At 62.7% G+C, this 23,441-nt stretch carries 20 protein-coding genes; 8 read left to right on the top strand and 12 right to left on the bottom strand.

What is annotated here, in order from left to right:
- Nucleotides 1–154 precede the first annotated feature (154 nt).
- Nucleotides 155–1,855, bottom strand: a complete 1,701-nt coding sequence (locus RCO24_RS09085) for an MFS transporter (protein ID WP_308961525.1) — start codon at nt 1,853–1,855, stop codon at nt 155–157.
- A gap of 428 nt (nt 1,856–2,283) precedes the next feature.
- Here RCO24_RS09085 and RCO24_RS09080 point away from each other — a divergent pair, with 428 nt between their 5' ends.
- The gene (locus RCO24_RS09080; protein ID WP_308961524.1) at nt 2,284–3,087 is read left to right on the top strand and encodes a transporter; all 804 of its coding nucleotides are present in this window, start codon (nt 2,284–2,286) and stop codon (nt 3,085–3,087) included.
- Nucleotides 3,088–3,110: 23 nt separating this feature from the next.
- Here the strand turns inward: RCO24_RS09080 and RCO24_RS09075 are convergent, their stop codons facing one another.
- Nucleotides 3,111–3,596 (bottom strand): DUF411 domain-containing protein, encoded by a 486-nt coding sequence (locus RCO24_RS09075; protein WP_308961523.1) that lies wholly within the window; start codon nt 3,594–3,596, stop codon nt 3,111–3,113.
- A gap of 40 nt (nt 3,597–3,636) precedes the next feature.
- Nucleotides 3,637–3,912 carry a metal-sensitive transcriptional regulator gene (locus tag RCO24_RS09070; protein WP_308961522.1) on the bottom strand — a complete coding sequence of 92 codons (276 nt, stop codon included), beginning with the start codon at nt 3,910–3,912 and terminating at the stop codon, nt 3,637–3,639.
- A gap of 90 nt (nt 3,913–4,002) precedes the next feature.
- Between RCO24_RS09070 and RCO24_RS09065 the strand changes: the two genes are divergently transcribed.
- Nucleotides 4,003–6,429: a heavy metal translocating P-type ATPase gene (locus RCO24_RS09065; protein ID WP_308961521.1), complete on the top strand. Its 2,427-nt coding sequence runs from the start codon at nt 4,003–4,005 to the stop codon at nt 6,427–6,429.
- Nucleotides 6,430–6,547: 118 nt separating this feature from the next.
- Here RCO24_RS09065 and RCO24_RS09060 read toward each other — a convergent pair whose 3' ends face one another.
- Nucleotides 6,548–6,847 carry a hypothetical protein gene (locus RCO24_RS09060; protein WP_308961520.1) on the bottom strand — a complete coding sequence of 100 codons (300 nt, stop codon included), beginning with the start codon at nt 6,845–6,847 and terminating at the stop codon, nt 6,548–6,550.
- Between the two features lie 287 nt (nt 6,848–7,134).
- Here RCO24_RS09060 and RCO24_RS09055 point away from each other — a divergent pair, with 287 nt between their 5' ends.
- The 3 genes from RCO24_RS09055 (at nt 7,135) to RCO24_RS09045 (ending at nt 10,146) form a co-directional block, all read left to right on the top strand.
- Nucleotides 7,135–8,124 (top strand): aldo/keto reductase, encoded by a 990-nt coding sequence (locus RCO24_RS09055; protein WP_308961519.1) that lies wholly within the window; start codon nt 7,135–7,137, stop codon nt 8,122–8,124.
- A 59-nt stretch (nt 8,125–8,183) separates the two neighbouring features.
- Nucleotides 8,184–8,570, top strand: a complete 387-nt coding sequence (locus tag RCO24_RS09050; protein ID WP_308961518.1) for a DUF305 domain-containing protein — start codon at nt 8,184–8,186, stop codon at nt 8,568–8,570.
- Nucleotides 8,571–8,865: 295 nt separating this feature from the next.
- Nucleotides 8,866–10,146 carry a DUF2130 domain-containing protein gene (locus RCO24_RS09045; RefSeq protein WP_308961517.1) on the top strand — a complete coding sequence of 427 codons (1,281 nt, stop codon included), beginning with the start codon at nt 8,866–8,868 and terminating at the stop codon, nt 10,144–10,146.
- Nucleotides 10,147–10,708: 562 nt separating this feature from the next.
- Here the strand turns inward: RCO24_RS09045 and lepA are convergent.
- On the bottom strand, nt 10,709–12,511 hold the full coding sequence (gene lepA / locus RCO24_RS09040) for a translation elongation factor 4 (protein ID WP_308961516.1): 1,803 nt from the start codon (nt 12,509–12,511) through the stop codon (nt 10,709–10,711).
- Between the two features lie 178 nt (nt 12,512–12,689).
- Here lepA and RCO24_RS09035 point away from each other — a divergent pair, with 178 nt between their 5' ends.
- The 3 genes from RCO24_RS09035 (at nt 12,690) to RCO24_RS09025 (ending at nt 16,200) form a co-directional block, all read left to right on the top strand.
- Nucleotides 12,690–13,010 carry a hypothetical protein gene (locus RCO24_RS09035; protein ID WP_308961515.1) on the top strand — a complete coding sequence of 107 codons (321 nt, stop codon included), beginning with the start codon at nt 12,690–12,692 and terminating at the stop codon, nt 13,008–13,010.
- Nucleotides 13,011–13,226: 216 nt separating this feature from the next.
- Complete coding sequence (locus RCO24_RS09030) at nt 13,227–14,597, top strand: lytic murein transglycosylase (RefSeq protein ID WP_374990950.1); 1,371 nt, start codon at nt 13,227–13,229, stop codon at nt 14,595–14,597.
- A gap of 220 nt (nt 14,598–14,817) precedes the next feature.
- Nucleotides 14,818–16,200, top strand: coding sequence for a YiiX/YebB-like N1pC/P60 family cysteine hydrolase (locus RCO24_RS09025; protein ID WP_308961513.1), 1,383 nt, complete (start codon nt 14,818–14,820; stop codon nt 16,198–16,200).
- Nucleotides 16,201–16,212: 12 nt separating this feature from the next.
- Here the strand turns inward: RCO24_RS09025 and RCO24_RS09020 are convergent, their stop codons facing one another.
- The 7 genes from RCO24_RS09020 to rpmI all read right to left on the bottom strand — a co-directional run bounded on the left by RCO24_RS09020 (nt 16,213) and on the right by rpmI (nt 23,102).
- Nucleotides 16,213–16,479, bottom strand: coding sequence for a hypothetical protein (locus RCO24_RS09020; RefSeq protein ID WP_308961511.1), 267 nt, complete (start codon nt 16,477–16,479; stop codon nt 16,213–16,215).
- A 207-nt stretch (nt 16,480–16,686) separates the two neighbouring features.
- Complete coding sequence (locus tag RCO24_RS09015; protein ID WP_308962409.1) at nt 16,687–17,043, bottom strand: GFA family protein; 357 nt, start codon at nt 17,041–17,043, stop codon at nt 16,687–16,689.
- A 124-nt stretch (nt 17,044–17,167) separates the two neighbouring features.
- Nucleotides 17,168–18,544, bottom strand: a complete 1,377-nt coding sequence (locus RCO24_RS09010) for an NAD(P)/FAD-dependent oxidoreductase (RefSeq protein ID WP_308961510.1) — start codon at nt 18,542–18,544, stop codon at nt 17,168–17,170.
- A 252-nt stretch (nt 18,545–18,796) separates the two neighbouring features.
- Nucleotides 18,797–21,229 carry a phenylalanine--tRNA ligase subunit beta gene (gene pheT / locus RCO24_RS09005; protein ID WP_308961509.1) on the bottom strand — a complete coding sequence of 811 codons (2,433 nt, stop codon included), beginning with the start codon at nt 21,227–21,229 and terminating at the stop codon, nt 18,797–18,799.
- Nucleotides 21,230–21,286: 57 nt separating this feature from the next.
- Entirely contained in the window at nt 21,287–22,375 is a 1,089-nt protein-coding gene (pheS, locus tag RCO24_RS09000) for a phenylalanine--tRNA ligase subunit alpha (RefSeq protein WP_308961508.1), read from the bottom strand.
- 111 nt (nt 22,376–22,486) lie between these two features.
- Nucleotides 22,487–22,852 (bottom strand): 50S ribosomal protein L20, encoded by a 366-nt coding sequence (gene rplT / locus RCO24_RS08995; RefSeq protein ID WP_308961507.1) that lies wholly within the window; start codon nt 22,850–22,852, stop codon nt 22,487–22,489.
- Between the two features lie 49 nt (nt 22,853–22,901).
- Complete coding sequence (rpmI, locus tag RCO24_RS08990) at nt 22,902–23,102, bottom strand: 50S ribosomal protein L35 (RefSeq protein WP_308961506.1); 201 nt, start codon at nt 23,100–23,102, stop codon at nt 22,902–22,904.
- Nucleotides 23,103–23,441: the final 339 nt, after the last annotated feature.

Genomic DNA, 23,441 nt, shown 5'->3' with positions numbered 1-23,441 from the left:
GAATGGTCGAAGTGCCAGCACCATTCTCCGCGTCTTCACCCACGAAACACGAACGTCGTTGCGATTTGGCAACGAGAAAGGCTGTGCAGCACCACGCCGCACAGCCTCCCCACGTTTGCTCTGGTCGAAGATCGGACAAACGAACGCCCGCTGCCTAGATCTCGGTGAGATCCCTGTCCTTGGTTTCCCGCAGGAACAACAGTCCGATGACAAACGTCGCGAGTGCAACGATGATTGGATACCAGAGGCCCGCGTAGATGTTGCCGGCCCAGGCCACGATCGCTGTCGCCAGAAGGGGCAGCATGCCGCCAAACCAGCCGTTCCCGATGTGATAGGGAAGCGACATCGACGTGTAGCGGATCTTGGTCGGGAACAGCTCCACCAGGAACGCCGCGATCGGGCCGTAGACCGCCGCCACGTAGATCAGGAAGATCACCAGAATACCGAGCGCTAGCCCCCAGTTGATCTTGGAAACATCCGCCGGAACGGCTGTGTAGACCGTCTTGCCGTCCTTCTCGCCCTTTGCAAGATTCGGATATCCCGCCGCGACCAGGGCTTCGTTGTAGGCCTCGGGCGTGAAGGGCTTCACCTCTGTTCCGTTGATCTTGAGGACGACGGGCGAACCGGCCGCCCCTTCGAGCGTCTCGAACGAAAGACCCTGCTTGATGATGTGGTCCTTCGCCTTGTCGCATTCGGTGAACTTCGACCACGGCCCGACGAAGATATGGAAATTGCACTCCGCCGGGTCGACGCTGAGCGAAATCTGCGTCTTTGCCTGGAACGCGGCGAGATCCGGATTGGCCGCTTTCGCCAACAGATCAAACAGCGGGAAGTAAGTGAGTGCCGCGATCAGGCAGCCCGCAAGAATGATCTTCAAGCGTCCGATCTTGTCGCTGAGCCAGCCGAAGAAGATGAAGAACGGCGTACCGATCAACAGCGAAGCGGCGATCAGGATGTAAGCGTTGAGCGGATCGACTTTGGCCGTGATGGTCAGGAAGAACAGCGCATAGAACTGCCCCGTATACCAGACGACGCCTTGGCCTGCGGTCGCACCGAGCAGCGCGAGCAACACGTACTTGTTGTTCGGATAACGCAGGAAGCTATCGGTGATCGGCGCCTTTGAGCCCTTGCCTTCCGATTTCATCTTCTCAAACAGCGGGCTCTCGTTGAGCTTGAGCCGGATGTAGATCGAGAACACCAAAAGGACGAGCGACACGAGGAACGCGACGCGCCAGCCCCACTCCGCGAACGTCTTCGCGTCGAAGAAGTAGAAGCGGCAGAGACCGATGACGAGCAGCGCGAGGAAGAAGCCCAGCGTCGCCGTCGTCTGAATCCACGACGTTGCAAACCCGCGCTTACCGGGCCGCGCGTGCTCGGCCACATAGGTCGCGGCTCCCCCGTATTCGCCGCCGAGCGCGAGGCCTTGCAGCAGGCGAAGCGTCACCAGAAGCACGGGAGCGGCCCAGCCGATGCCCGGCACCGAAAAGCCGAGGATCGTCGAATCCGAGAAAGTTGGCAGCAAACCGACCGCGAAGGTCGAAAGGCCCATCACCACGATGGTGACGAGGAAGGTATATTTGCGCCCCACGAGATCGCCGACGCGACCGAAAATGATGGCGCCGAACGGACGCACTAGAAAGCCCGCCGCATAGGTCGCGAATGCGGACAACAGCGCCGCCGTGTCGTTTCCGGGTGGAAAGAACAGCGCCGCGAAGAACGGCGCGAGCGTTGCATAGAGATAGAAATCGTACCACTCAAACACGGTGCCGAGCGACGACGCGAAGATGACGCGCCGCTCGTCCTTGGTAATACCCGCCTGGCGCTCTGACGCGACCTCCGTACTGGCAATCGACATGTGCGTTTCCCCGATGATTGTCGTTATTGAATCGTGATGCGACAATCCTACGCAGCGCGCCCGCCCCAAGACGAATCGTGAGTTCTCATAAGAAAAGCACCGCGAGCGGGATACGCTGCGTACACGCAGCGTAATTGCGGGCTCGCACAATGCCTCACCATCGAGCCTTCACCGTCTCGCAGTTCCGACGCGGGCCTTCGCACGGGAAGCACCCGTGGCAACGCCAAGAGAGCTTCACACCCACGTCTGCTTTAGACCCGGCCGCGAAAGCCACACCCCAAAATGCAAATGCGAATTATTCCGAATAAGTATTGTGTCCGTCGCTCATCCGTGCAATTTCTCTGTTGCAAATAGTTCGCAACAAGGGGAGCGAGATGGGACGCCGGGGTTTGGGAATAGCCGCAGGACACATCGGAGGCACGGCCGTGATGCTGATCGCATGCACCGCGGCTATAGCTGCCGACAAGCGCCAGTATTCGCTGCGAAACCCGACGCCCACGAGCCAGCTTCGCGATATGTCGACCGACCGCCCCGACAAGACCGAAAGCCCCTACACGGTCGACGCCGGGCGCTTTCAGCTCGAGACCGATCTCGTCGCCTACACACACGACCGTCGCGACGGCATCACCACCCGCGCCTACGATGTCGCGCCGTTCAACTTCAAGATCGGCCTCACGAACAGCACCGATATCCAGTTCGTCTACGGCGCCTTCAGCCATATCCGCACATCAGGCGGTGGCACGAGCGAAACGGAAAACGGCTTCGGAGATCTCGTCGTCCGCCTGAAGCACAACATCTGGGGCAACGACGGCGGCACCACCGCGCTCGGCGTCATGCCGTTCGTCAAGCTTCCAACCAACGACATGGCAAGCCTAAATAACGATGTGGAAGGCGGCGTGATCGTGCCGCTCGCGATCGACCTCGGCAATGGCATGGGCTTCGGCCTCATGACCGAGATCGACATCCTGAGAAGCGAAAGCGGAAGCGGCTACGAGCCGACCTTCGTCAACTCCGCAACCGTGAGCTTCGAGTTGACGCAGCGTCTCGGCATGTACGTGGAAGCCTTCGTCGAGCGCAGCACCGAGAGCGGCGCAGAAACGGTCGTCACGCTCGACGGCGGCTTCACTTACGCCGTGACAGACAATCTGCAGCTCGATGCCGGCGCAAACGTCGGCGTGACCGAAGCCGCCGACGACCTCAACGTCTTCGTCGGACTGTCACAGCGCTTCTGAAGCAAGTGGGAAGCCGCTCCGCCTCACGCCGCCTTGGATTCGCGGTAGCGGCCGAACACCTTGGGCTCTTCCGCGCCGAACAACATGACGTCGTAGGTTTCCGGCGCGCTGCCTTCCACCTCCATGCCCGGCGATCCGATCGGCATTCCTGGCACCGCTAGCCCGCGCGCGCTCGGCCGCTCTGCGAGCAGCCGCTTGATCGCATCCGCAGGAACGTGGCCTTCGATGACGTAGCCGCCCACCTCGCCGGTATGGCAGGACGCGAGCGCAGCCGGCACCCCGAGCCGGGCTTTGACCGCCTTCATGCTCGGCTCGTCGGTCAAGGTCACCGAAAATCCATTGGCTCTGAGATGGTCGACCCATTTGTGGCAGCAGCCACAGGTCGGATCATGATGCACTGCCATCGCCGGCAGTGCGTCTGCGCGTGCGCGGCCGGCGAGCACTATCGGCCCAGCGGCCATCAGGCCCAGCACATGACGACGATCAAGCAACAACGGCTTAGTACCCATGTCACACCTCCCGCTTAATCGACCCGACTTCTGATCGAGATCAACGCGCACTGCGCGCCAACACGTCCATCAATTCATCGATCTTCTTCGTCTGCTCAGCCGCGTCCCCGCTTGCCATCGCATGCGCGACGCAATGGGAGATATGGTCCCGCAGCACATCTTCTTCCACGCGCCTCAAAGCGGCCCGTACGGCCGCGATCTGCGTCACGATTTCGATGCAATAGCGATCCTCCTCGACCATACGGCTGAGCCCCCGCACCTGACCTTCGATGCGGGAGAGGCGCTTGAGGCGAGAGGTTTTCGAAGCTTTTATCATGCCTTGACGAATACCCTGCGGGGGTATACCTGTCAATCAATACCCCCACAGGGTATATCGGAAGTCTCAAGTTCGATTGGAGCACATGCCATGGCCGACCAGCAGGATCCCGCAAGGCAAGGGTCGTCTTGCTGCCAGCACGGGGGTGGTACCGGCCACGGCGCCCGTCACACGCACACGCATCAGCATGCCCATGGGCCAGGCGCTTCTTCGGGTGAAAACACATCTGGCGTGAAAGATCCGGTCTGCGGCATGACGGTCAATCCGGCGACCGCCAAGCACCAGCACACCCATGCGGGCCACACCTATTACTTCTGCGCCGCGCGCTGCCGCGAGAAGTTCATCGCCAATCCGGAGCAGTATCTCGCTCCAGTCGCGAAAGAGCCGGACGCGTCTCCGCCCGGCACGATCTACACCTGCCCGATGCATCCTGAGATCCGGCAAGTTGGCCCGGGCTCGTGCCCGATCTGCGGCATGGCGCTCGAGCCTGAGGTCGCGACGGCAGACGCCGCGCCAAATCCCGAACTCGCAGACATGACGCGCCGCCTCTGGATCGCACTCGTCCTGACCCTCCCCGTTTTCGTCCTCGAAATGGGTGGCCATCTCACCGGCCTTCAGCATTCGCTCGGCGGCCAGACATCCAACTGGATACAGTTGCTTCTCGCGACACCAGTGGTTCTCTGGGCCGGATGGCCGTTCTTCGAACGCGGCTGGTCGTCGATCAAGACAATGAACCTCAACATGTTCACGCTGATCGCCATGGGCACCGGCGTCGCGTGGATCTACAGCATCGTCGGCACGCTCTGGCCTGGCCTGTTCCCTGCTTCGATGCGCGGGCACGACGGATCGGTCGCCGTTTACTTCGAGGCCGCCGCCGTCATCACCGTGCTCGTGCTTGTCGGCCAGGTTTTGGAGCTGCGCGCCCGCGAACGCACCAGCAGCGCCATCCGCGCGCTATTAAACCTCACGCCGAAGCGCGCCCGCCGCATTCGCGCAGACGGCACTGACGAGGATGTCGATCTCGACCAGATCGCTGTTGGAGATCGGCTGCGCGTGCGTCCCGGCGAGCACGTTCCTGTCGACGGCGAGATTCTCGAAGGTCGCAGCGCCATCGACGAATCTATGGTGACGGGCGAGTCCATGCCCACAACCAAAACCGCAGGCGACAACGTCATCGGCGGCACCACCAACCAGTCCGGCGGCTTTATCATGCGCGCCGACAAGATCGGGCGCGATACCGTACTCGCCCGCATCGTGCAGATGGTGGCCGAAGCCCAGCGCAGCCGCGCGCCGATCCAGCGCCTCGTCGATCAGGTCGCGGCCTGGTTCGTTCCCACCATCATCGCCGTCGCCCTCATCGCGTTTGCCGCCTGGTCGATCTGGGGGCCCGAGCCCCGCTTCACTTACGGTCTGATCGCAGCCGTTTCCGTGCTCATTATCGCGTGCCCCTGCGCGTTGGGCCTGGCAACGCCGATGTCGATCATGGTCGGCGTCGGCCGCGGCGCCAAGTCCGGCGTGCTGATCAAGAATGCCGAAGCCTTGGAGCACATGGAGAAGATCGACACGCTGCTCGTCGACAAGACCGGCACGCTGACCGAAGGCAAACCGCGTGTCGTCGAGATCCGCCCGGCGGAGGGAATTACAGAGGCAGACCTTCTCCGCCTGGCAGCCAGTCTCGAGCGCGGCAGCGAGCATCCCCTTGCCGCCGCCATCGTCCAGGCTGCCCAGGAACGCGGCCTCGTGCTCACCGAGCCGCAAGGCTTCGATCAGCCCGTAGGAAAAGGCGTTGTCGGAACGGTGGAAGGCCGCAAGCTCGTGATCGGCAACGTCAAGATCATGGCCGACGCTGGCATCGGGAACGCAAGCCTCGACCAAGCCGCCGACGCACTCCGCAGCGAAGGCGCGACTGCGATTTACGTCGCCATCGATGGCAAAGCCGCCGGCATCATTGCCATCGCCGATCCGATCAAAGCCTCCACGCCATCCGCCATCTCGGCTCTCAAGAAAGCCGGCATTCGCGTGGTCATGCTCACCGGCGATCAACGCACGACGGCGCTCGCCGTTGCGCGCAAGCTCGGTATCGACGACGTCGAAGCCGAAGTCTTGCCGGAGGACAAGAGCAAGATCGTCGAACGCTTCCGCCGTGAAGGACGCGTCGTCGCCATGGCCGGCGATGGCACCAACGATGCTCCGGCCCTCGCCGCGGCCGATGTCGGCATCGCCATGGGCACCGGCACTGACGTCGCGATGGAAAGCGCCGGCGTGACGCTGCTCAAGGGGGATCTGACCGGTATCGTGCGCGCCCGGGCGCTATCCGCCGCGACCATGGCCAACATCCGCCAGAACCTGTTCTTCGCCTTTTTCTACAATGCGGCGGGCGTACCGATCGCGGCGGGCGTTCTCTATCCGGTCTTCGGCCTTCTGCTCTCGCCGATGATCGCGGCCCTCGCGATGTCCCTGTCATCGTTCAGCGTTGTTGCCAACGCGCTGCGCTTGAACCGCATCGAGTTGCAATGATCCCGGCGGCAATCACATCCACAAAGAGCGCCGCTGCCGGCCCCGCTTGCCGGCCGCGGCACCCGAAACCCGGAAGTCTCCCTCCGGGTCTCGAGCCGAATCAAAGGTATCCCGAGGCTCAGTACCCCTTCGGACACCAGGATTCGCCGGACGACTTGCATGACACGGGGAAGGCTTTCGCCATTTTCTCCGCCGTCGCCCATTCATCCTCATCGACGCCGTTGTTCACGTCGGCGTCCATTGCCGTAAAGGTCGGCGCCGGATCGAGCTTCAGCTTCGACACGTTCGCTTCGTATTCCGTGCGGCTGATCCGGCCGTTGCCATCGGTGTCGAGCGTCTTGAAGTCGCTGGCCCAATCCGCGAGCGCGGCAGAAGCGGGGATCATGGCCGCAACGGCGGCGATCAGTACTTTCCTCATCGTTTCAACTCCCAAAGTTATCGTTGCGACGCCCGTTGCAGACGTTCGCGCCTTGGAAACGAGGAATGACCAGCCATGAAACGGCTTCATCCCTCATCTTCCGCAGCAGGACGAATGAGGAGCTGCGTGCGACAATTTCGCAAGGTCACGTCCGGCAATACTGCGCGGGACGTTTTTGCACATATCCCGAGACCAAACGGCAAGGCCTGGTCTGAACGCCTTGGTTACGGGCTTGTGCGGACCCATATCGGCCAGATCACCCCTCTTCACGAAATACGGAGCAGTCCATGAAAACGCGCACTCTTGGCCCTACCGGCCCAGAAGTCTCGGCCCTCGCTCTCGGCTGCATGGGCATGACCGATTTCTACGGGCGCCGCGACGATGCCGAATCCATTGCCACAATTCATCACGCACTCGATCTCGGCATCACGTTTCTGGACACCGCCGACATGTACGGCCCCCACACCAACGAGGAGCTGATCGGCCGCGCGCTGAAGGGCAAGCGCGACCAGGCGTTTCTCGCGACCAAATTCGGCATCGTGCGCGATCCGAGCAATCCTGCCGCGCGCGGCATCAGCGGCCGTCCCGAATACGTGCGCCAATCCATAGACGGGAGCCTCAAACGCCTCGGCGTCGATTACATCGATCTCTACTATCAGCACCGCGTCGATCCCACGACGCCGATCGAGGAAACCGTCGGCGCCATGGCGGAGCTGGTGAAATCCGGCAAGGTTCGCCACCTCGGCTTGAGCGAAGCCTCCGCCGAGACCATCGCCCGCGCCCACAGGGTTCATCCCATTACCGCGGTGCAAACCGAATACTCGCTCTGGACGCGTGATCCTGAGGACGACGTCTTGCAGACCTGCCGCAAGCTCGGCATCGGATTTGTTGCCTACAGCCCGCTCGGCCGCGGCTTTCTCACTGGCGCGATCAAGAGCCCAGACGATTTCGAACCAAACGACTACCGCCGCACCAGCCCCCGCTTCCAGGGCGAGAACTTCGCGAAGAACCTGCTGCTCGTCGACAAGGTGCGCGAGATTGCGGCCGCCAAGGGCGTCACGCCATCCGAACTCGCACTCGCCTGGCTACTCGCCCAAGGCGACGACATCGTGCCGCTGTTCGGCACCAAGCGCCGGACCTATCTCGACCAGAACGCCAATGCGGTGAACGTCGCGCTTTCGGCCAAAGAGTTGGCGGACATCGAAGCCGCATTCCCTGCCGGCGCTGCATCCGGCACCCGCTACCCAGAAGCGATGATGAACGTCGTCAACGGCTGAGCCGAAGACTGCTCATCATCGTCATCGGCGCAACCGACATCATCACCCTCGGAGACTCCATGATACGCTCGACTGCTCTTTCCCTCGCAACGCTCTCGCTCGCTGGCGCCCTCGCCTGGTCGGCCCTGGCTGACGATCCCCACGCGCACCATGGCCATGAGCAGCCCGCGCAAGCAACCACGCAGCCCGCAAGCGATGTCGTGAAGGCCTACGAGGCTGCAAACGCGAAGATGCACGCCGACATGTCGATCCCGCTCACGGGAGATGCCGATGTCGATTTCATGCGCGGCATGATCCCCCACCACGAAGGCGCCGTCGCCATGGCCGAGGTCGCGCTGAAGTACGGGAAAGACCCTGAAGTGCGAAAGCTCGCCGAGGAGGTCATCAAAGCCCAGGCCGGAGAGATTGCCTTCATGAAGGAGTGGCTCGCCAAACGCGGCAAGTGACACGCCTCCCGGAACTCGGGCCTCCCCGCCCTCAACTTGCATCGCCCACGCGGTGGCGAGATTGCTGTTGACGGAGCGGGGAAAGAGTGAGAACATTTAGAGAACATAGACTCGCGACATCACAGCACTGGTTGCACCCCAAGCGCGCCGCAGGGAACGCTCGGGGCACGTAATGGATTCGCGCTTCTGCATCCCGAGACCATGATCGCTTCGGATCCTAACAATCCGAAGCGTGAATCATCGGTCTCACTAAAGACCGTGATTGGTCTTATCAAAATGCGCTTGGAAGGACGGCATGACCGAACCCACAATCAAATGTCCGAACTGCAGCACCGAAATTCACCTGACGGAGCAGCTCGCCGCGCCCCTCATCGCGGTGACGCGCAAAAAGTTCGAACAGGCGTTGTCGGCGAAGGATGCCGAGGTCGCCAAGCGCGAAGCCGAGATACGCGGTCAGAAAGCGGCACTCGATAAGGAAAAGGCATCGTTAGGCGACGAGATCGCGGCCCGCGTGGCCGCCGAGCGCGAGCGCATCTCCGCCGAAGAAACCAAGAAGGCCAAACTGCTGGCCGCATCCGACATCGAGCAAAAGAACAAGCAGCTCGCGGATCTGCAGGACGTGCTACGCGAGCGCGACGGCAAACTCGCCGAAGCGCAGAAGGCGCAGGCGGATCTGATCCGCAAGCAGCGCGAGCTCGACGACGCCAAGCGCGAGATGGACCTCACCATCGAGAAGCGCGTGCAGGAATCGCTCGGCGACGTGCGCCAGAAAGCCCGGCAGGAAGCCGAGGACGGCCTCAAGCTCAAGGTGCTCGAAAAGGAAGAGCAGATTTCCTCGATGCAGCGCCAGATCGAGGATCTGAAGCGCAAGGCCGAGCAGGGCTCGCAGCAGCTTCAGGGCGAAGCGTTGGAGCTGGAGCTTGAGAAAACTTTGCGCGGAAAGTTCCCGCGCGATCTCATCGAGCCGGTGCCGAAGGGCGAATTCGGCGGCGACGTGCTGCAAAGGGTGATGGGGCCGCTCGATCAGCCGTGCGGCACGATCCTTTGGGAATCGAAACGCACCAAGAACTGGAGCGACGGCTGGCTCGCAAAACTGCGCGGGGATCAGCGCGCGGCGAAAGCCGACATGGCGCTTCTGGTCTCCAATGCGCTTCCGAAGGATGTCGTGGGCTTCGATCTCATCGACGGCGTTTGGGTGGTGGAATCGCGCATCGCAATTCCGGTTGCCATCGCGCTGCGCCAGTCCCTGATTGAACTCGCGTCCGCCCGTCACGCCAGGGTAGGCCAAGAGACCAAGATGGAGATGGTCTACGACTATCTCACGGGGCCGCGTTTCCGCCATCGCGTCGAGGCGATTGTCGAGAAGTTCACCGACATGCAGGCCGATCTCGATCGCGAGCGAAAGGCGATGACGCGGCTTTGGGCCAAGCGCGAAGCACAGATCAAGGGTGTGATCGAAGCGACTGTCGGCATGTACGGCGACGTGCAGGGCATCGCCGGCAAGGCTCTCGACGAGATCGACGCCCTCACGCTCCCGATGATCGAGAGCGACGCCTTCGACACCGCCGCGGAGTAGCGACGCCCAGACCATGATCGCTTCGGGCCCACGCGCTCCGATCGTCGCGGCCCCTATCGGGCGCGACGTGAATCGGCAGCGCAGGAAAAGTCTGAAGCGTGAATCATCGGTCTCACCAAAAAAGCTGGAGCGTGATTGCCAGTCAAACAAAGGCAATCATGCTCCAGAGCTGACCGAGGATGACAAAACCGGTAGCCCCGGACCCCGGTCTAGCCTCCATCTATCCCAACCGACACGAAAAAAGGCCCTCCTTCCGGAGGGCCTTCATTTTGAACCGAACCGCAAGGTCTCACTTCGCCTTGTTGCGCTCGCGCTTTGCAGCCTTCGCTTCGCGCTTCAGCGCGTTCTTGGCCTTGCGCTGGCGAGCCTGAATTTGCTTGCGGCGACGATCGGAAAGCGTGGGCATGGGATATCCTCCGTTGATGTGTGTTTGTAGAACAATGAGTGTGACGATCAGAAAAAGCAGCCGAACAACGAGACCTGCGAACGTTTGCCTCTAGCTCTGCGCCGATAGTGGTTAGCCGTTGCCTGAATGGACGAATGAGGCGCCGCCCGCCTAGCTCTAGTTCTCGTCCATCTTGAGCGCGGCAATGAAGGCTTCCTGCGGGATCTCGACCTTGCCGAACTCGCGCATCTTCTTCTTGCCGGCCTTCTGCTTGTCGAGCAGCTTGCGCTTGCGGGTAATGTCGCCGCCATAGCACTTGGCGATCACGTCCTTGCGAAGCGCGCTGATGGTCTCGCGCGCAATGACCTTGCCGCCGATCGCCGCCTGGATCGGAATCTTGAACAGGTGCGGGCGGATCAGCTCCTTGAGCTTCTCGCACATCGCGCGTCCCCGGCTCTCCGCCCGCGTCCGGTGCACGATCATAGAAAGCGCATCCACCGGCTCGTCGTTGACGAGGATAGACAGCTTGACGAGCTCGTTCTCCTCGTAGCCCTTGATGTGATAGTCGAACGACGCATAGCCGCGCGAGACCGACTTCAGCCGGTCGTAGAAGTCGAACACCACTTCGTTGAGCGGCAGTTCGTAGATCAGCATGGCGCGCGTGCCGACGTAGGTGAGCTGCTTCTGGCGGCCCCGGCGGTCCTGGCAAAGCTTCAGCACCGCGCCGAGATATTCGTCCGGCACGAGGATCGTCGCCTCGATCCAGGGCTCTTCGATATGATCGATGCGCACCGTATCCGGCATGTCGGCCGGATTGTGCAGCTCGACCATCGATCCATCGGTCATGTGCAGGTGATAGATGACCGACGGCGCGGTCGTAATGAGATCGAGATTGAACTCGCGCTCCAAGCGCTCGGTGATGATCTCGAGATGCAGGAGCCCGAGGAAACCGCAACGGAAGCCGAAGCCCAGCGCCGCCGAAGTCTCGGTCTCGAACGAGAAGCTCGCGTCGTTGAGGCGCAACCGCCCCATCGCATCGCGCAGATCCTCGAAGTCGGCCGCATCGACCGGAAACAGACCGCAGAACACCACCGGCTGCGCCGGCTTGAAGCCCGGCAGCGGCTCCGGCGTCGGGTTCTTCTCGTCGGTGACGGTGTCGCCGACACGCGTATCGGCCACTTCCTTGATCGCGGCCGTGAAGAAGCCGACCTCGCCCGGCCCCAGCTCCGTGAGCATTTCCTGCTTGGGCCGGAAAATGCCGATGCGCTCCACCTGATAGTGGCCGCCCGTCGCCATCATCTGCACCTTCTGGCCACGCTTGAGCGTGCCGTCGATGATGCGGACCAGAACCACGACGCCGAGGTACGCGTCGTACCAGCTATCGACCAGCATGGCCTTGAGCGGCTTGTCCGGATCGCCCTTGGGCGGCGGAAGACGCTCCACGATCGCCCCGAGCACGGCTTCCACGTTGAGGCCGGTCTTCGCCGAAACGCCGATCGCTTCCGAAGCGTCGATGCCGATGACGTCTTCGATCTGCTGCTTCACGCGGTCTTCGTCCGCCGACGGCAGGTCGACCTTGTTCAGGACCGGCAGGATCTCGAGGTCGTTGTCGAGCGCCTGGTACACGTTGGCGAGCGTCTGCGCTTCCACGCCCTGGCTTGCGTCCACGACCAGGATTGCGCCTTCGCAGGCCGCCAATGAGCGCGACACCTCGTAGGCGAAGTCCACGTGCCCGGGCGTATCCATCAGATTGAGCTGATAGATTTTTCCGTCCGAGTGCTTGTAGTCGAGGCGCACGGTCTGCGCCTTGATGGTGATGCCCCGCTCGCGCTCGATATCCATGGAATCGAGGATCTGCTCTTTCATCTCGCGGTTCGAGACGTTGCCGCAGATTTGGATCAGCCGGTCCGACAGCGTCGACTTGCCGTGATCGATGTGCGCGATGATGGAGAAATTTCGGATCAATGAGATGTCGGTCATGCGCGCGTGCTTATCACCTCGCACGCCGAGGAAAAAGGGAGATCGCAGCACCGAGCGGACACGAATTGCCGCCCAAAACGATCAGACTCGAAGGGAGACAGCCTCTAATTGTGATTGATGAAAAATACAATTTAAGATTTAACTAAAGCCGTCTCTGCATCCTTAGAGTGAGGACGTCATGACGGATATTAAAGTCAATAAACATCAATGGGATAACGTTTCGGAAGCCGAAAAGGAGAAGATTGTCTCCGGCCTGAGGGCCACCGGCGCATTGAGAGCAACGGATCGGATCATCGGCGATCCCGGCGTGCCTGAATTCACGGCGGAAACGCTGCTGGAGCCTCAGTGGAACCCGCTGAAAGACCTTTGCAAAGCCGCTTGCGACACCGTAGCCGCAGCAGCCGTCGCATGGTGCACGGCAAATACCGGCGGCGCCGCAACCGCCGTCTGCATCGCCGCGGCCGAGGCGGCCCGCCAAGCCTGCCGCGATCGCTGCTGAGACACCCCTCTCATACGGTTACAAAGGCGCAGGCATCACCAGCCTGCGCCTTCATTTTTCGGGCTTCCAAGACGTCCTGGCGTCTTGACGCCGCCATATCGGTCGGCATGAGTGGCGGCGAAACTGAGCTTCGGAAGGACCGAAATGCGCCTTGCTCCTGTTCTAACCGCCGCCGCCGTCTCTCTTCTCTCGGTCTCCGTCGCAAACGGACCGTCGCTGGCGCAGGGCATCGAGTTCGGCCCCACGCGTGACGCCCCCAAGGCAAAGCCGCAGAAAAAGCAGCCGGCTCCCGCCGCAGCCGCAGCGCCCGCCGCCGCACCGGCAGAAGCCCCCGCACCGAGCGCAGAAGTCGCTCCCCCTGCCGCCACGCCCGCGGCCGTCCAGACACCGGCGGTACCCGCTGCAACGGGCCGCGTCTCGACCAAGGGTCTGCCGCCGCCCCCTGCGCCACGCAATTGCAAAACCTCCTGGTCGTTCGACTCCTGGATGCGCGACTTCCGGCGCGAGGCGGCCGCCGAAGGCATCAGCCAGCGCGCAATCTCGCTCGCCCTCGACGGCATGACGCCGGACCAGGGCGTCATCGCCCGCGATCGCCGCCAGGGCTTCTTCGCCCAGAGCTTCCTCGACTTTTCAGCGAAGCTCGCGACCCCCAACCGCGTGACCAATGGGCGGGCGCAGATCCAGAAGAACCGCGCTGCGTTCGATCGTGCCGTCAAGGAATATGGCGTCCACCCAGCCGTAATCACCGGCTTCTGGGCGCTCGAAAGCGACTTCGGCGCCGGCATGGGCAAGCTGCCGATCATGCGCTCGCTGGTGACACTGGCCTACGATTGCCGCCGCGGCCCGATGTTCCGCGATGAGCTTAAAGCCGCCCTGCAGATCATCGATCGCGGCGACATGACCCCCGACACGATGATCGGCTCCTGGGCCGGCGAAATCGGCCAGACCCAGTTCCTGCCCACGCGCTATCTTGAGCACGCCATCGACTATGACGGCGACGGCCGCCCAGACCTCTTCGACAACGCAACCGACATCATCGGCACCACCGCGAACTACATGCACCATCTCGGCTGGCGGCCAAACGAGCCGTGGCTGCAGGAGGTCATCGTTCCTGAAAATCTGCCATGGGATCAGTCCGATCTCACCATCAAGCATCCGCGCTCGAAATGGGCCGCCTGGGGGGTGAAGCAGACCAACGGCGAGCCGCTCCAGAACGATGCGCTGCAGGCATCTCTGCTATTGCCGATGGGCCGCTTCGGACCGGCCTTCCTCGCCCTGCCTAACTTCGACGTCTATCTGCAATGGAACCAGTCGCTCAACTACGCGACGACGGCCGCCTATCTCGCGACCCGTATTGACGGCGCCCCCGTGATGCGTCGCGGCCGTGAAGGCATCCCGGTCCTGAACATCGAGGAGGCCAAGGAGCTGCAACGGCTCCTGACCCAGCGCGGTTTCGACGTCGGCGAGATCGACGGGCTGATCGGCCTCAAAAGCCGCCAGGCCATCAAGGCCATGCAGTTAAAATACAAACTGCCGGCGGATTCCTACCCCACCCCCGACCTTCTGGCCGCACTGAGGGGCGGCTGAACGCAAAGCTTCCGGCGCGTTTTTACCACGATCGAACGCGATGCGCCGCCGAAGCCTCGCAATATTGCGCACTCTGCCGATTGGGATCGTAAGATGATCTGGGGCCGGAACACCCGGCCCCAGCGATATAATGTGGGCCTGAGCATTTTCCGGCCCGGATTGCTGTCGTAAAAAACTGCGACATGTCCAGTGGGGCGGAACCAGGACCGGGGGGAATACCGTGCAGCGATCGGTGATCAGCGGAATCGAACAGCGGCTTTCACAAATCAGCGCCGTTGCAGACGGGCGCTATGAAACATCCGCCGAGCTCACGGCCGCGCTGCAAACGCTTTATCAGACGCTTCACGACCCCGATGTGGTGGCCACGGACCGCTACGAGATTGCAAGCGCTGCCCCGCATCTGCTGAACAGCCTGTTCGCCGCCCGCATCCGCCTGCGCGACCGCATCGCCTCCTGGCAATCCAACGGCTTGCTCGATCGCGCGGCCGAAACGGCGCTGAGAGACGTACTTCGCCTCGCCCGTTACGCAAGCGACATCCTGGGCGAAATCGCCGCCGGAAATCCGCGCCTCGTCGCCGACGAAAAAACCAAGCGCGGTTTCTCGGGCAGCGCCCACAACACCCTCGTCAACCCGGCCTTCTACAACGGCCACAACATCCCGTTCCGCTCGGGCGACGTCATCCTCGTTCGTGGCAGCGCCCACAACAGTGCAGCGATCGCGCGCATCGGCGATGTCGACACGCAGTTCAGCCACACCGCGATCATCTACATCGACCCACAGGGCCAGCACTGGGTCGTGGAAGCGCTGATCGAGGATGGCTCGGTCATCAATTCGCTTGCCCATGTTCTCGACCACGGCCTCGGCCGCGCGGTTCTCTATCGCTTCAAGGACGCCGAGATAGCAGCCAAGGCGGCCCAGCTCGCCTATGAGCGCATCGAAGCCACCAAGACCGGCAAGGCGCCGCACATCCCTTATGATTTCACGATGCGCCTCAAGGGCCGGAAAACTCTGTTCTGCGCCAAGCTCGTCTCGCAGGCCTATGCCGACGCCAGCGGTGGCGCGATCGATGTGCCGGCGTTCAAGACCCGGCTCGACCAGAACAAGAACCGGGAGTTCTTCAAGAGCATCGGCGTCAAGGCCAGGGAGACTTATGCGCCGGGCGACATCGACATCGATCCGCGCTTCGATCTCGTGGCCGAATGGCAGGACTACCGCATCACGCCCGTCCTGCGCCGGCAGGATATGATCATGACGAAGTTCTTCGAATGGATGGAGACGCGGGACTACCGCTTCCGCGAAGACTTCTTCGTGAGCCTGATTGCCGTCTTCGGGCGACTGTCGAGCTATCTCTCGGACCGCGCGAAAAACCTGCTCTCGGGCGTCATCCCGAAAGTCCCGCGCAACATGACTCGCAACTGCGTGGCGACCATCGTGATGCTGCACAAATCCGCCGAGCAGCTGATGCCGATCCTCGCCAATCTCGAGGAGGACAGCGTCAAAGCGACGGGGCTCCCGCTGCATCCCGCCGAGCTTCTGAAGCATCTCGAACGGCTGCGCGAGGAATCCGGCGGGCGGATCGGTTACCTGCAGGGCAAACCCTAGGCTGTGAACTCGCTACGAGCGAACCGGGGTAGAGCGCATCATCATCCGTAGCGTGACATAGCCGAACAGATACAAAAATTCCCAGCTGATCAACGCCCAGAGCCGAAGCAGCAGGCCCTGGTAGGAATCGTAGAAGACGGCGTTGAGCACCAAGAGCGCGACCGCCGGCACCATCACCGCGAACGGCGCCCGCGCCGCACCGCGCCAGCCGCCGCCCAGCGCATGCCAGGCCACCAAGTGCGCCATCACGAACATAAAGACTGCGCTCAGCTCACACACGGGAGCGTCCTCCTGCAGGCCCTCTGACCCGTGGCAGAAACCCTAACAGCTCCCCGTCAATTCCTAGTTGAAGGGTTTCGTAAAATTGGATGGATCTGACGCCAAAGCGGTATGAAAGCAGCCAGGCAACAGCCGGCACGCCTGCCCCTCCTCGGCTTTAGGCCGAGGATTCACGTCCGGGGCACAAGGCCTGGAACGACAGAGCAGCTACGACTTGGGTGGCGGAGGCGGCGGCATGCCTTCGAAATTGGGAACCTGATCGGTGGTGTGGTCCCACGCCGCCCGGCTCTTGGTGTAGAGCACCATCTGCGGCTTGAACCAGCGCGTGTCGTCGAAGGCACCCACCGCCATGATGATCAGCCACGGCCGCGCCGAGTTGACGCTGAACAGGCGTGACCCGCACGTCGGGCAGAAATGGCGCGCCAGAGTAGCGCCGCTGTCGGCCTCGCTCGCATAGCTCGCGGTCTCGCCGACGATCTCAACATCCGCCAGCTTGAAGATGGCGTTCGACATGTGCCCGGTTCCGGAAGCGCGCTGGCAATCCCGGCAATGGCATTGCGCCATCCAGATCGGCGGCCCGGCGACTCTGAAGTGCACGGCCCCACACAGGCATTGCCCGGTCGCATGTACGTCCTGCGCCATGTTGCCGATGCCTGCTCCCTGCCGCCTGCCTGTTGCCCGCTGCCTCTCAGTGCAGCTTGACGTGCGGCTCCGTCCGGCGCGTCAGGAGGCGCGAAACAGAATCCAGCGCCACCTTCCAGTATCCGTGCAGCGCCGTCTCGTGCATCTTGTAAAGCGAGCGATACATGAGCTTGGCGACGAACCCCTCGATCAACATGTTCCGTCCGGTCACGAAGCCCATGAGGCTTCCGACGGTCGAATAATGACCGAGCGACACCAGCGAGCCGAAGTCGCGATACTTGAAAGGCTTGAGCGGCTGCCCGTTCAGTCGGGCCACGATCTGCTTGACGAGATGCGAGGCTTCCTGGTGGGCCGCCTGCGCACGCGGCGCAATAGGGAGCGTCTCGCCGGGCGGAACCAGATAGGCGCAATCGCCCATCGCGAAGATGTCCGGATCGAGTGTGGTCTCGAGCGTCTGTTTGACGACGAGCTGCGTAGAGCGGCTGATCTCGAGGCCATCCAAGTTCTTGAGAACGTCCGGTCCCTTGACGCCGGCGGCCCAGACCACGAGTTCGGACGGAATGAAATCGCCGGAGGCGAGCTTGACGCCGGTATCCGTCACTTCCGTCACGCGCGCATTGGTGCGCACGTCCACGTTGAGGTTCGTCAGAATGTCCTTTGTAGCCTGAGAAATACGCGGCGGCAGCGCCGGCACGATCCGATCGGCAGCTTCAATCAGCGTGATCTTGATATCTTTCTCAGGATTGATCTTGTCGAGCCCGAACGCCACCACGCCACGCGCGGTGCCGTGCAGCTCCGCCGACAACTCCGTACCCGTCGCACCCGCCCCGATGATCGAGACATGAAGCTGCTCGGGCCGGATCGGCGTAGCCTGGGTATTGGCGCGCACGCAGGCATTGATGAGGCGGCGGTTGAAGCGCTCGGCTTGCTCGGGCGTATCGAGCATCAGAGCGTGCTGCTTGACACCCGTCACGCCGAAATCATTCGAGACGCTACCGACGGCAATAACCAGCGTATCGTAAGGCAGCCAGCGATCGGGGGTCACTTCGCGCCCGTCCTCATCGACGGTACGCGCCAGATGCACGAGCTTCTTCGCCCGATCGAGACCGATCATCTCGCCGTAGCGATACTTGAAGCCGTGCCAATGGCCCTGCGCCATGTATTCGACTTCGTGCCGGTCGACATCCATGCTGCCGGCGGCGATTTCGTGCAGCAGCGGCTTCCAGATGTGCGTGCGAGAACGATCGACGAGCGTGATCGCAGCCCGCTTTTTGCGAAACCAAGTATCGCGGCCGAGCTTGTCGCCCAGCGCCGTCGCAAGCTCAAGCCCGCCTGCGCCGCCTCCAACCACGATGATGTGATGCAAATCCGGCCTCGGTATCACCAGAGGAGCAGAACCACTCGCGCTGACGTCGGCAACCATCTCGTGTCTCCCGCACCCAGCCCATGATCGCTTCGGACCCATCAGTCCGAAGCGTGAATCATTGGGCTCATCAAAAGTTTAGAGCGAGATTTCGCTTCAAAGCGAAGCAATCGCGCCCTATCCAGCCGCGCAGTCTATTACCAGAAATCGTTAAAGGACGGCGACAGAATATCGATAGGAGGAGCGTAGCCGCGAGCCTGCCCCGGAGCGAACCGGAAGCGTGGCAGCCCCCCGCCGCACAAACGAAACGTCCTAGCTCCGGATTTCGCCGCCGGTCGCCTTCTTCACGTCGGCGATGACCTTCTGCGCGATCGCGTCGATGGCCTTGTCGGTCAGCGTCTCGGTCTTGGGTTGCAGCGTGACCTCGATCGCGACGGATTTCTTGCCCTCGGCCGCGAGCGCGCCGCCCTCGAACACGTCGAACACGGTGACGCTGTCGATCAGCGCCTTGTCGGCGCCGAGCGCGGCCCGCACCACATCACCGGCATGAACGCCGCGATCCAGGATGAACGCGAAGTCGCGCTTGACCGCCAGCAGATCCGATTGATCGAGCGGCGCCTTGGCCCGGCTCTTCCGCTTCTCCGGCGGAAGCGCATCGATGAACACTTCGAAGCCGACCACCGGCCCCGCCACGTCGAGCACGGCGAGCGTCTTCGGATTGATCTCGCCGAAGTAGGCGAGCACGGTCTTGGGACCGAGCCGCAATGTGCCGGAGCGCCCAGGGTGATACCAGGCCGGCGCATCGCGCGTGACCTGCGCCTTGGCGGGGTCGACACCCAGCGCCGTGAGGATGGCCACCGCATCGGCCTTCGCGTCGAACACCGAAACCGCCTGCGCCTTGCCGTCCCAATGGCGTCCGCCACCGGAAGCACCTGCCGTTCCGGCCCGTACGCCGGCCGCGGCCAGATACTGATCCTGCGGTGTCTCTCCGCGATAGGCCTGGCCCAGCTCGAACAGCGCCACATCGGCGAACCCGCGATTGCGGTTGCGCTCGACGGCCGTCACCAGGCCCGGCAGCAGGCTCGGCCGCATGACCGCGAGATCCACCGAAATCGGATTGGCAAGCTCTACGAGCGTGCTGCCCGCGCCGAACGTCTCGGCCTGCGGCTTGGGCAGGAAAGACCACGTCACGGCTTCCACGAAGCCTCGGGCCGCCAGCAGACGGCGGGCGCGGCGCGCACGCTTCTGCTTGTCGGTGAGCACCGCCCGCGACACGCCGCTAGTGCGGGGCAACGGCGTCGCCGGAATGCGGTCGATGCCGGCGATGCGCACGACCTCTTCCACGAGATCCGCCGCACCATGAATATCCGGCCGCCACGAGGGTGCCGTGACTTCCACCACATCCCCTTCGCCGACCAGCACACAGCCAAGCGTTTCGAGAATGGTCTTGATTTCGGCGCCCGGCAGCGAAAGACCCGAGAGCTTTTCCACGCGGCCGATATCGAACACGATGGCGCGCTTGTTGTCCGGCACATGACCGGCAACGGTCGCCTTGGACGGCTTGCCGCCGCAGAGCTTGTGAATCATCTGCGTCGCGAGATCGAGCCCCGCCAGCACGCTCTCTGGATCGACGCCGCGCTCGAAGCGATAACGCGCATCCGTCACAAGACCGGTCTTGCGGCCCGTCGCGGCCGTGCGCAGCGGATCGAAATACGCGCTCTCGATCAGCACGTTGGTGGTTTGCTCGGTGGAACCCGAAGCTTCTCCGCCGATGATGCCGCCAAGCGCGAGCGGGCCGCTGTCGTCGGCGATCACGCACATCGTCTCGTCGACCGTATGCTCTTTTCCGTCGAGCCCGGTGAACGTCTCGCCGGCCTTGCCGAGTCGTGCCCGCACCGCGCCCTTGAGCTTGTCGGCGTCATAGACGTGCAACGGCCGCCCGCGATCCTGGCTGATGTAGTTCGTGACATCGACCAGCGCATTGATCGGCCGCAGCCCCACGGCGCGCAGCCGCGTCTGCAGCCACTCGGGCGAAGGCCCATTGGTAACGCCTTTGACGAGGCGGGCGGCAAACACCGGACATGCGCTTTCCGCGCCCTTCGGGAATTCGAGCTCGATCGCGATCGGATTGTCGAAGCCACCCTCGACGCCGGCGATCGTCTTTTCGTCCTTGAGCGTCCCGAGCCCCGCCGCCGCGAGATCGCGCGCGATGCCGCGCACGCCCGTGCAGTCCGGCCGGTTCGGCGTGAGTTTCACCTCGAACACCGGGTCGTTGAGACCTGCCGCATCGATGTAGCGGGCGCCCACATGCTCGGCCATTTCGGCCGGAAGATCGAGAATGCCCTCGCTGTCGGCGGCAAGCTCGAGCTCCGCCGCCGAGCACATCATGCCGTTCGAGACGACGCCGCGTACCGGCTTCTTCTCGAGCGTGATCTTGGAGCCGGGAATGTAGGTGCCGAGCGGCGCGAACACGCTGATCATGCCGGCGCGCGCATTCGGCGCTCCGCACACCACTTCCAGCAGCGGCTGCCCCTTCTCGACCTCGACCTGCACCACCTGCAGCTTGTCGGCATTCGGATGGCGCTTGGCTTCCACGATCCGCGCGACGCGGAACGCGCCGAGCTTGGCCGCCGGGTCCTCGACGCTTTCCACCTCGAGCCCGATTGCCGAAAGCTTGGTCGAGATCTCGTCGACCGTCGCCTTGGTCTTGAGATGGTCCTTGAGCCAGGAGAGCGTGAACTTCATGGGGTGCTCCGTGATCCCCTCTTCCCGGTCTTTCAGGCAGAGGGCGAGGGAGAAAAATCAGCTCGACAACCCGCCGCCGAGCGTCGGAACGTCGAGCACGGAAAAGCCGTAGTGGCGCAGCCACCTGAGATCGGCCGCGAAAAACGCGCGCAGATCCGGCACGCCGTACTTCAGCATCGTCAGCCGGTCGAGCCCCATGCCGAACGCGAAGCCCTGGTACTTGTCGGGATCGAGCCCGCAATTCCGAAGCACGTTCGGATGCACCATCCCGCAGCCGAGAATTTCGAGCCACTGCCCCGGCTTGCCGATGGCTTCCGCACCGATGTCGACTTCCATCGACGGCTCGGTGAACGGAAAGTGCGATGCGCGAAAGCGCATCTTCACGTCCGACACTTCAAAGAACGCCTTGCAGAACTCTTCGAGCACCCACTTGAGATGACCCATGTGGGTCGTCTCGTCGATGACGAGGCCTTCGATCTGATGGAACATCGGCGTGTGCGTCTGATCGCTGTCGCTGCGATAGACGCGCCCCGGCGCGATGATGCGGATCGGCGGCTTGCGGCTCACCATGGTGCGGATCTGCACCGGGCTCGTATGCGTCCGCAGAAGCAGCCGCGAGCCGTCGGGCTTGGCCGGAAAATAGAACGTGTCGTGCTCCTGCCGCGCGGGATGCTCGGCCGGAATGTTGAGCTTGTCGAAGTTCATCTCGTCGGTTTCGATATCCGGCCCTTCGGCCACGTCGAAACCGAGATCGGCGAAGATCTCGACGCACTCGTCGAAGACTTGGCTCACCGGGTGGATGCGCCCCAGCGCCTCCGGCCCGAGGCGCACCGGCAGCGTCACGTCGGCCCGTTCGCTTTCGAGGCGAGCTTCGAGGGCTGCGCCTTCGAGATCCGCCTTGCGCAAGTCGAGCGACTGCGTGACCGCTTCTTTCACCGCGTTGTTGGCGGCGCCGAACGCTTTGCGCTCCTCGGGAGGCAAGGTCGCGAGCTTCGACATCTGCGCCGCGATCGCGCCCTTCTTGCCGAGCGCGGTCACGCGCACGGCCTCGAGCTGCGTGAGATCTTTCGCAGCCGCAATCTGGGCCAAGAGCTCGCTCTTGAGTGTATCGAGTTCGATCGTGCCAGTTCCGGTCGTACCAGTCATTCCATGCCTACCATTGCGCGGGCTTCGGACGAGCCACGTAGGAAAAGGCCGCCGACGCCGGGATCATCCCAGTCATCGCGCGGCCAAGACTTCCGAGCAAGGAAAGAAGGATCAGGCCGCCTTGCCTGCAGCTGCAGCCGCTTGGTCGACAAGCGCCTTGAAAGCAGCCGCATCGCGAACGGCGAGATCGGCCAGCACCTTGCGGTCGATGTCGATGCCCGCCTTCGAGAGGCCGAAGATAAAGCGGCCATAGGTCAGGCCATGCTCGCGGGTCGCGGCATTGATGCGCTGAATCCAGAGCGCGCGGAACGTGCGCTTGCGGCGCTTGCGATCGCGATAGCCATACTGCAGTGCCTTTTCGACAGCCTGCTTGGCGACGCGGATGGTGCTCTTGCGGCGGCCATAGTAGCCCTTGGCGGCCTTCAGAACCTTTTTGTGCTTGGCGTGGGCGGTAACACCGCGTTTTACGCGAGCCATGGTTTACGTCCTTATGACTGGAATGAGATAACGGCGAGCTTTGGAAAGCTCAGCGGGCGTACGGCATGTATTTCTTGACGATCTTCGCGTCGCTGTCGTTCAGCACCATGGTGCCGCGCGCATCGCGAATGAACTTCGCGTGACGTTTGATCATGCCGTGGCGTTTGCCCTGGGCAGCCGCCTTGACCTTACCGGTCCCAGTCACTTTGAAGCGCTTTTTGGCGCCGCTCTTGGTCTTCATCTTGGGCATTTTGCTCTCCTTAGAATACGAAGCGACCCGCAGTCCGGCCGCAAAAGCGGTGGACAAACCCTCCACGTCGCCAAGCCCTTAGGCAGCGCGTCGAGGGATGCTTTCTTGCGGGATCCGCAGATTTAAAAGCATGAAAAGCCGCCACGGCATGCCCCGCCGGGCGGCTCAGCCGGGACTTATACGGGTGCGCCCCTGCATTTGCAACAAGGAGTTCAGAACCTTGGAGCAGCGGCGCGCGCCTGATGCCATGTAGCACAAACTCGGCCACCGCGAGCATCGAAGAATTTGTCAGCTCCAATAGAACTTTACTGGGATTTCCTAGACCAATCCAGACCAGAG

The organism is Hyphomicrobium sp. LHD-15 (genome assembly GCF_031157355.1).
Lineage (GTDB): Bacteria > Pseudomonadota > Alphaproteobacteria > Rhizobiales > Hyphomicrobiaceae > Hyphomicrobium_C.
Note: the sequence above shows the minus strand (reverse complement) of the source record. Positions and strands in the feature narration are given on the sequence as shown.

Bases quoted from the DNA above. Each gene is read 5' to 3' on its own strand.
- RCO24_RS09010 (WP_308961510.1), bottom strand. From the start codon at position 18,544: ATGGTTGCCGACGTCAGCGCGAGTGGTTCTGCTCCTCTGGTGATACCG.
- RCO24_RS09080 (WP_308961524.1), top strand. From the start codon at position 2,284: ATGCTGATCGCATGCACCGCGGCTATAGCTGCCGACAAGCGCCAGTAT.
- RCO24_RS09085 (WP_308961525.1), bottom strand. From the start codon at position 1,855: ATGTCGATTGCCAGTACGGAGGTCGCGTCAGAGCGCCAGGCGGGTATT.
- RCO24_RS09015 (WP_308962409.1), bottom strand. From the start codon at position 17,043: ATGGCGCAATGCCATTGCCGGGATTGCCAGCGCGCTTCCGGAACCGGG.
- RCO24_RS09075 (WP_308961523.1), bottom strand. From the start codon at position 3,596: ATGGGTACTAAGCCGTTGTTGCTTGATCGTCGTCATGTGCTGGGCCTG.
- RCO24_RS09045 (WP_308961517.1), top strand. From the start codon at position 8,866: ATGACCGAACCCACAATCAAATGTCCGAACTGCAGCACCGAAATTCAC.
- rpmI (WP_308961506.1), bottom strand. From the start codon at position 23,102: ATGCCCAAGATGAAGACCAAGAGCGGCGCCAAAAAGCGCTTCAAAGTG.
- RCO24_RS09070 (WP_308961522.1), bottom strand. From the start codon at position 3,912: ATGATAAAAGCTTCGAAAACCTCTCGCCTCAAGCGCCTCTCCCGCATC.
- RCO24_RS09035 (WP_308961515.1), top strand. From the start codon at position 12,690: ATGACGGATATTAAAGTCAATAAACATCAATGGGATAACGTTTCGGAA.
- RCO24_RS09050 (WP_308961518.1), top strand. From the start codon at position 8,184: ATGATACGCTCGACTGCTCTTTCCCTCGCAACGCTCTCGCTCGCTGGC.
- lepA (WP_308961516.1), bottom strand. From the start codon at position 12,511: ATGACCGACATCTCATTGATCCGAAATTTCTCCATCATCGCGCACATC.
- pheS (WP_308961508.1), bottom strand. From the start codon at position 22,375: ATGACTGGTACGACCGGAACTGGCACGATCGAACTCGATACACTCAAG.
- RCO24_RS09055 (WP_308961519.1), top strand. From the start codon at position 7,135: ATGAAAACGCGCACTCTTGGCCCTACCGGCCCAGAAGTCTCGGCCCTC.
- RCO24_RS09065 (WP_308961521.1), top strand. From the start codon at position 4,003: ATGGCCGACCAGCAGGATCCCGCAAGGCAAGGGTCGTCTTGCTGCCAG.
- pheT (WP_308961509.1), bottom strand. From the start codon at position 21,229: ATGAAGTTCACGCTCTCCTGGCTCAAGGACCATCTCAAGACCAAGGCG.
- RCO24_RS09060 (WP_308961520.1), bottom strand. From the start codon at position 6,847: ATGAGGAAAGTACTGATCGCCGCCGTTGCGGCCATGATCCCCGCTTCT.
- rplT (WP_308961507.1), bottom strand. From the start codon at position 22,852: ATGGCTCGCGTAAAACGCGGTGTTACCGCCCACGCCAAGCACAAAAAG.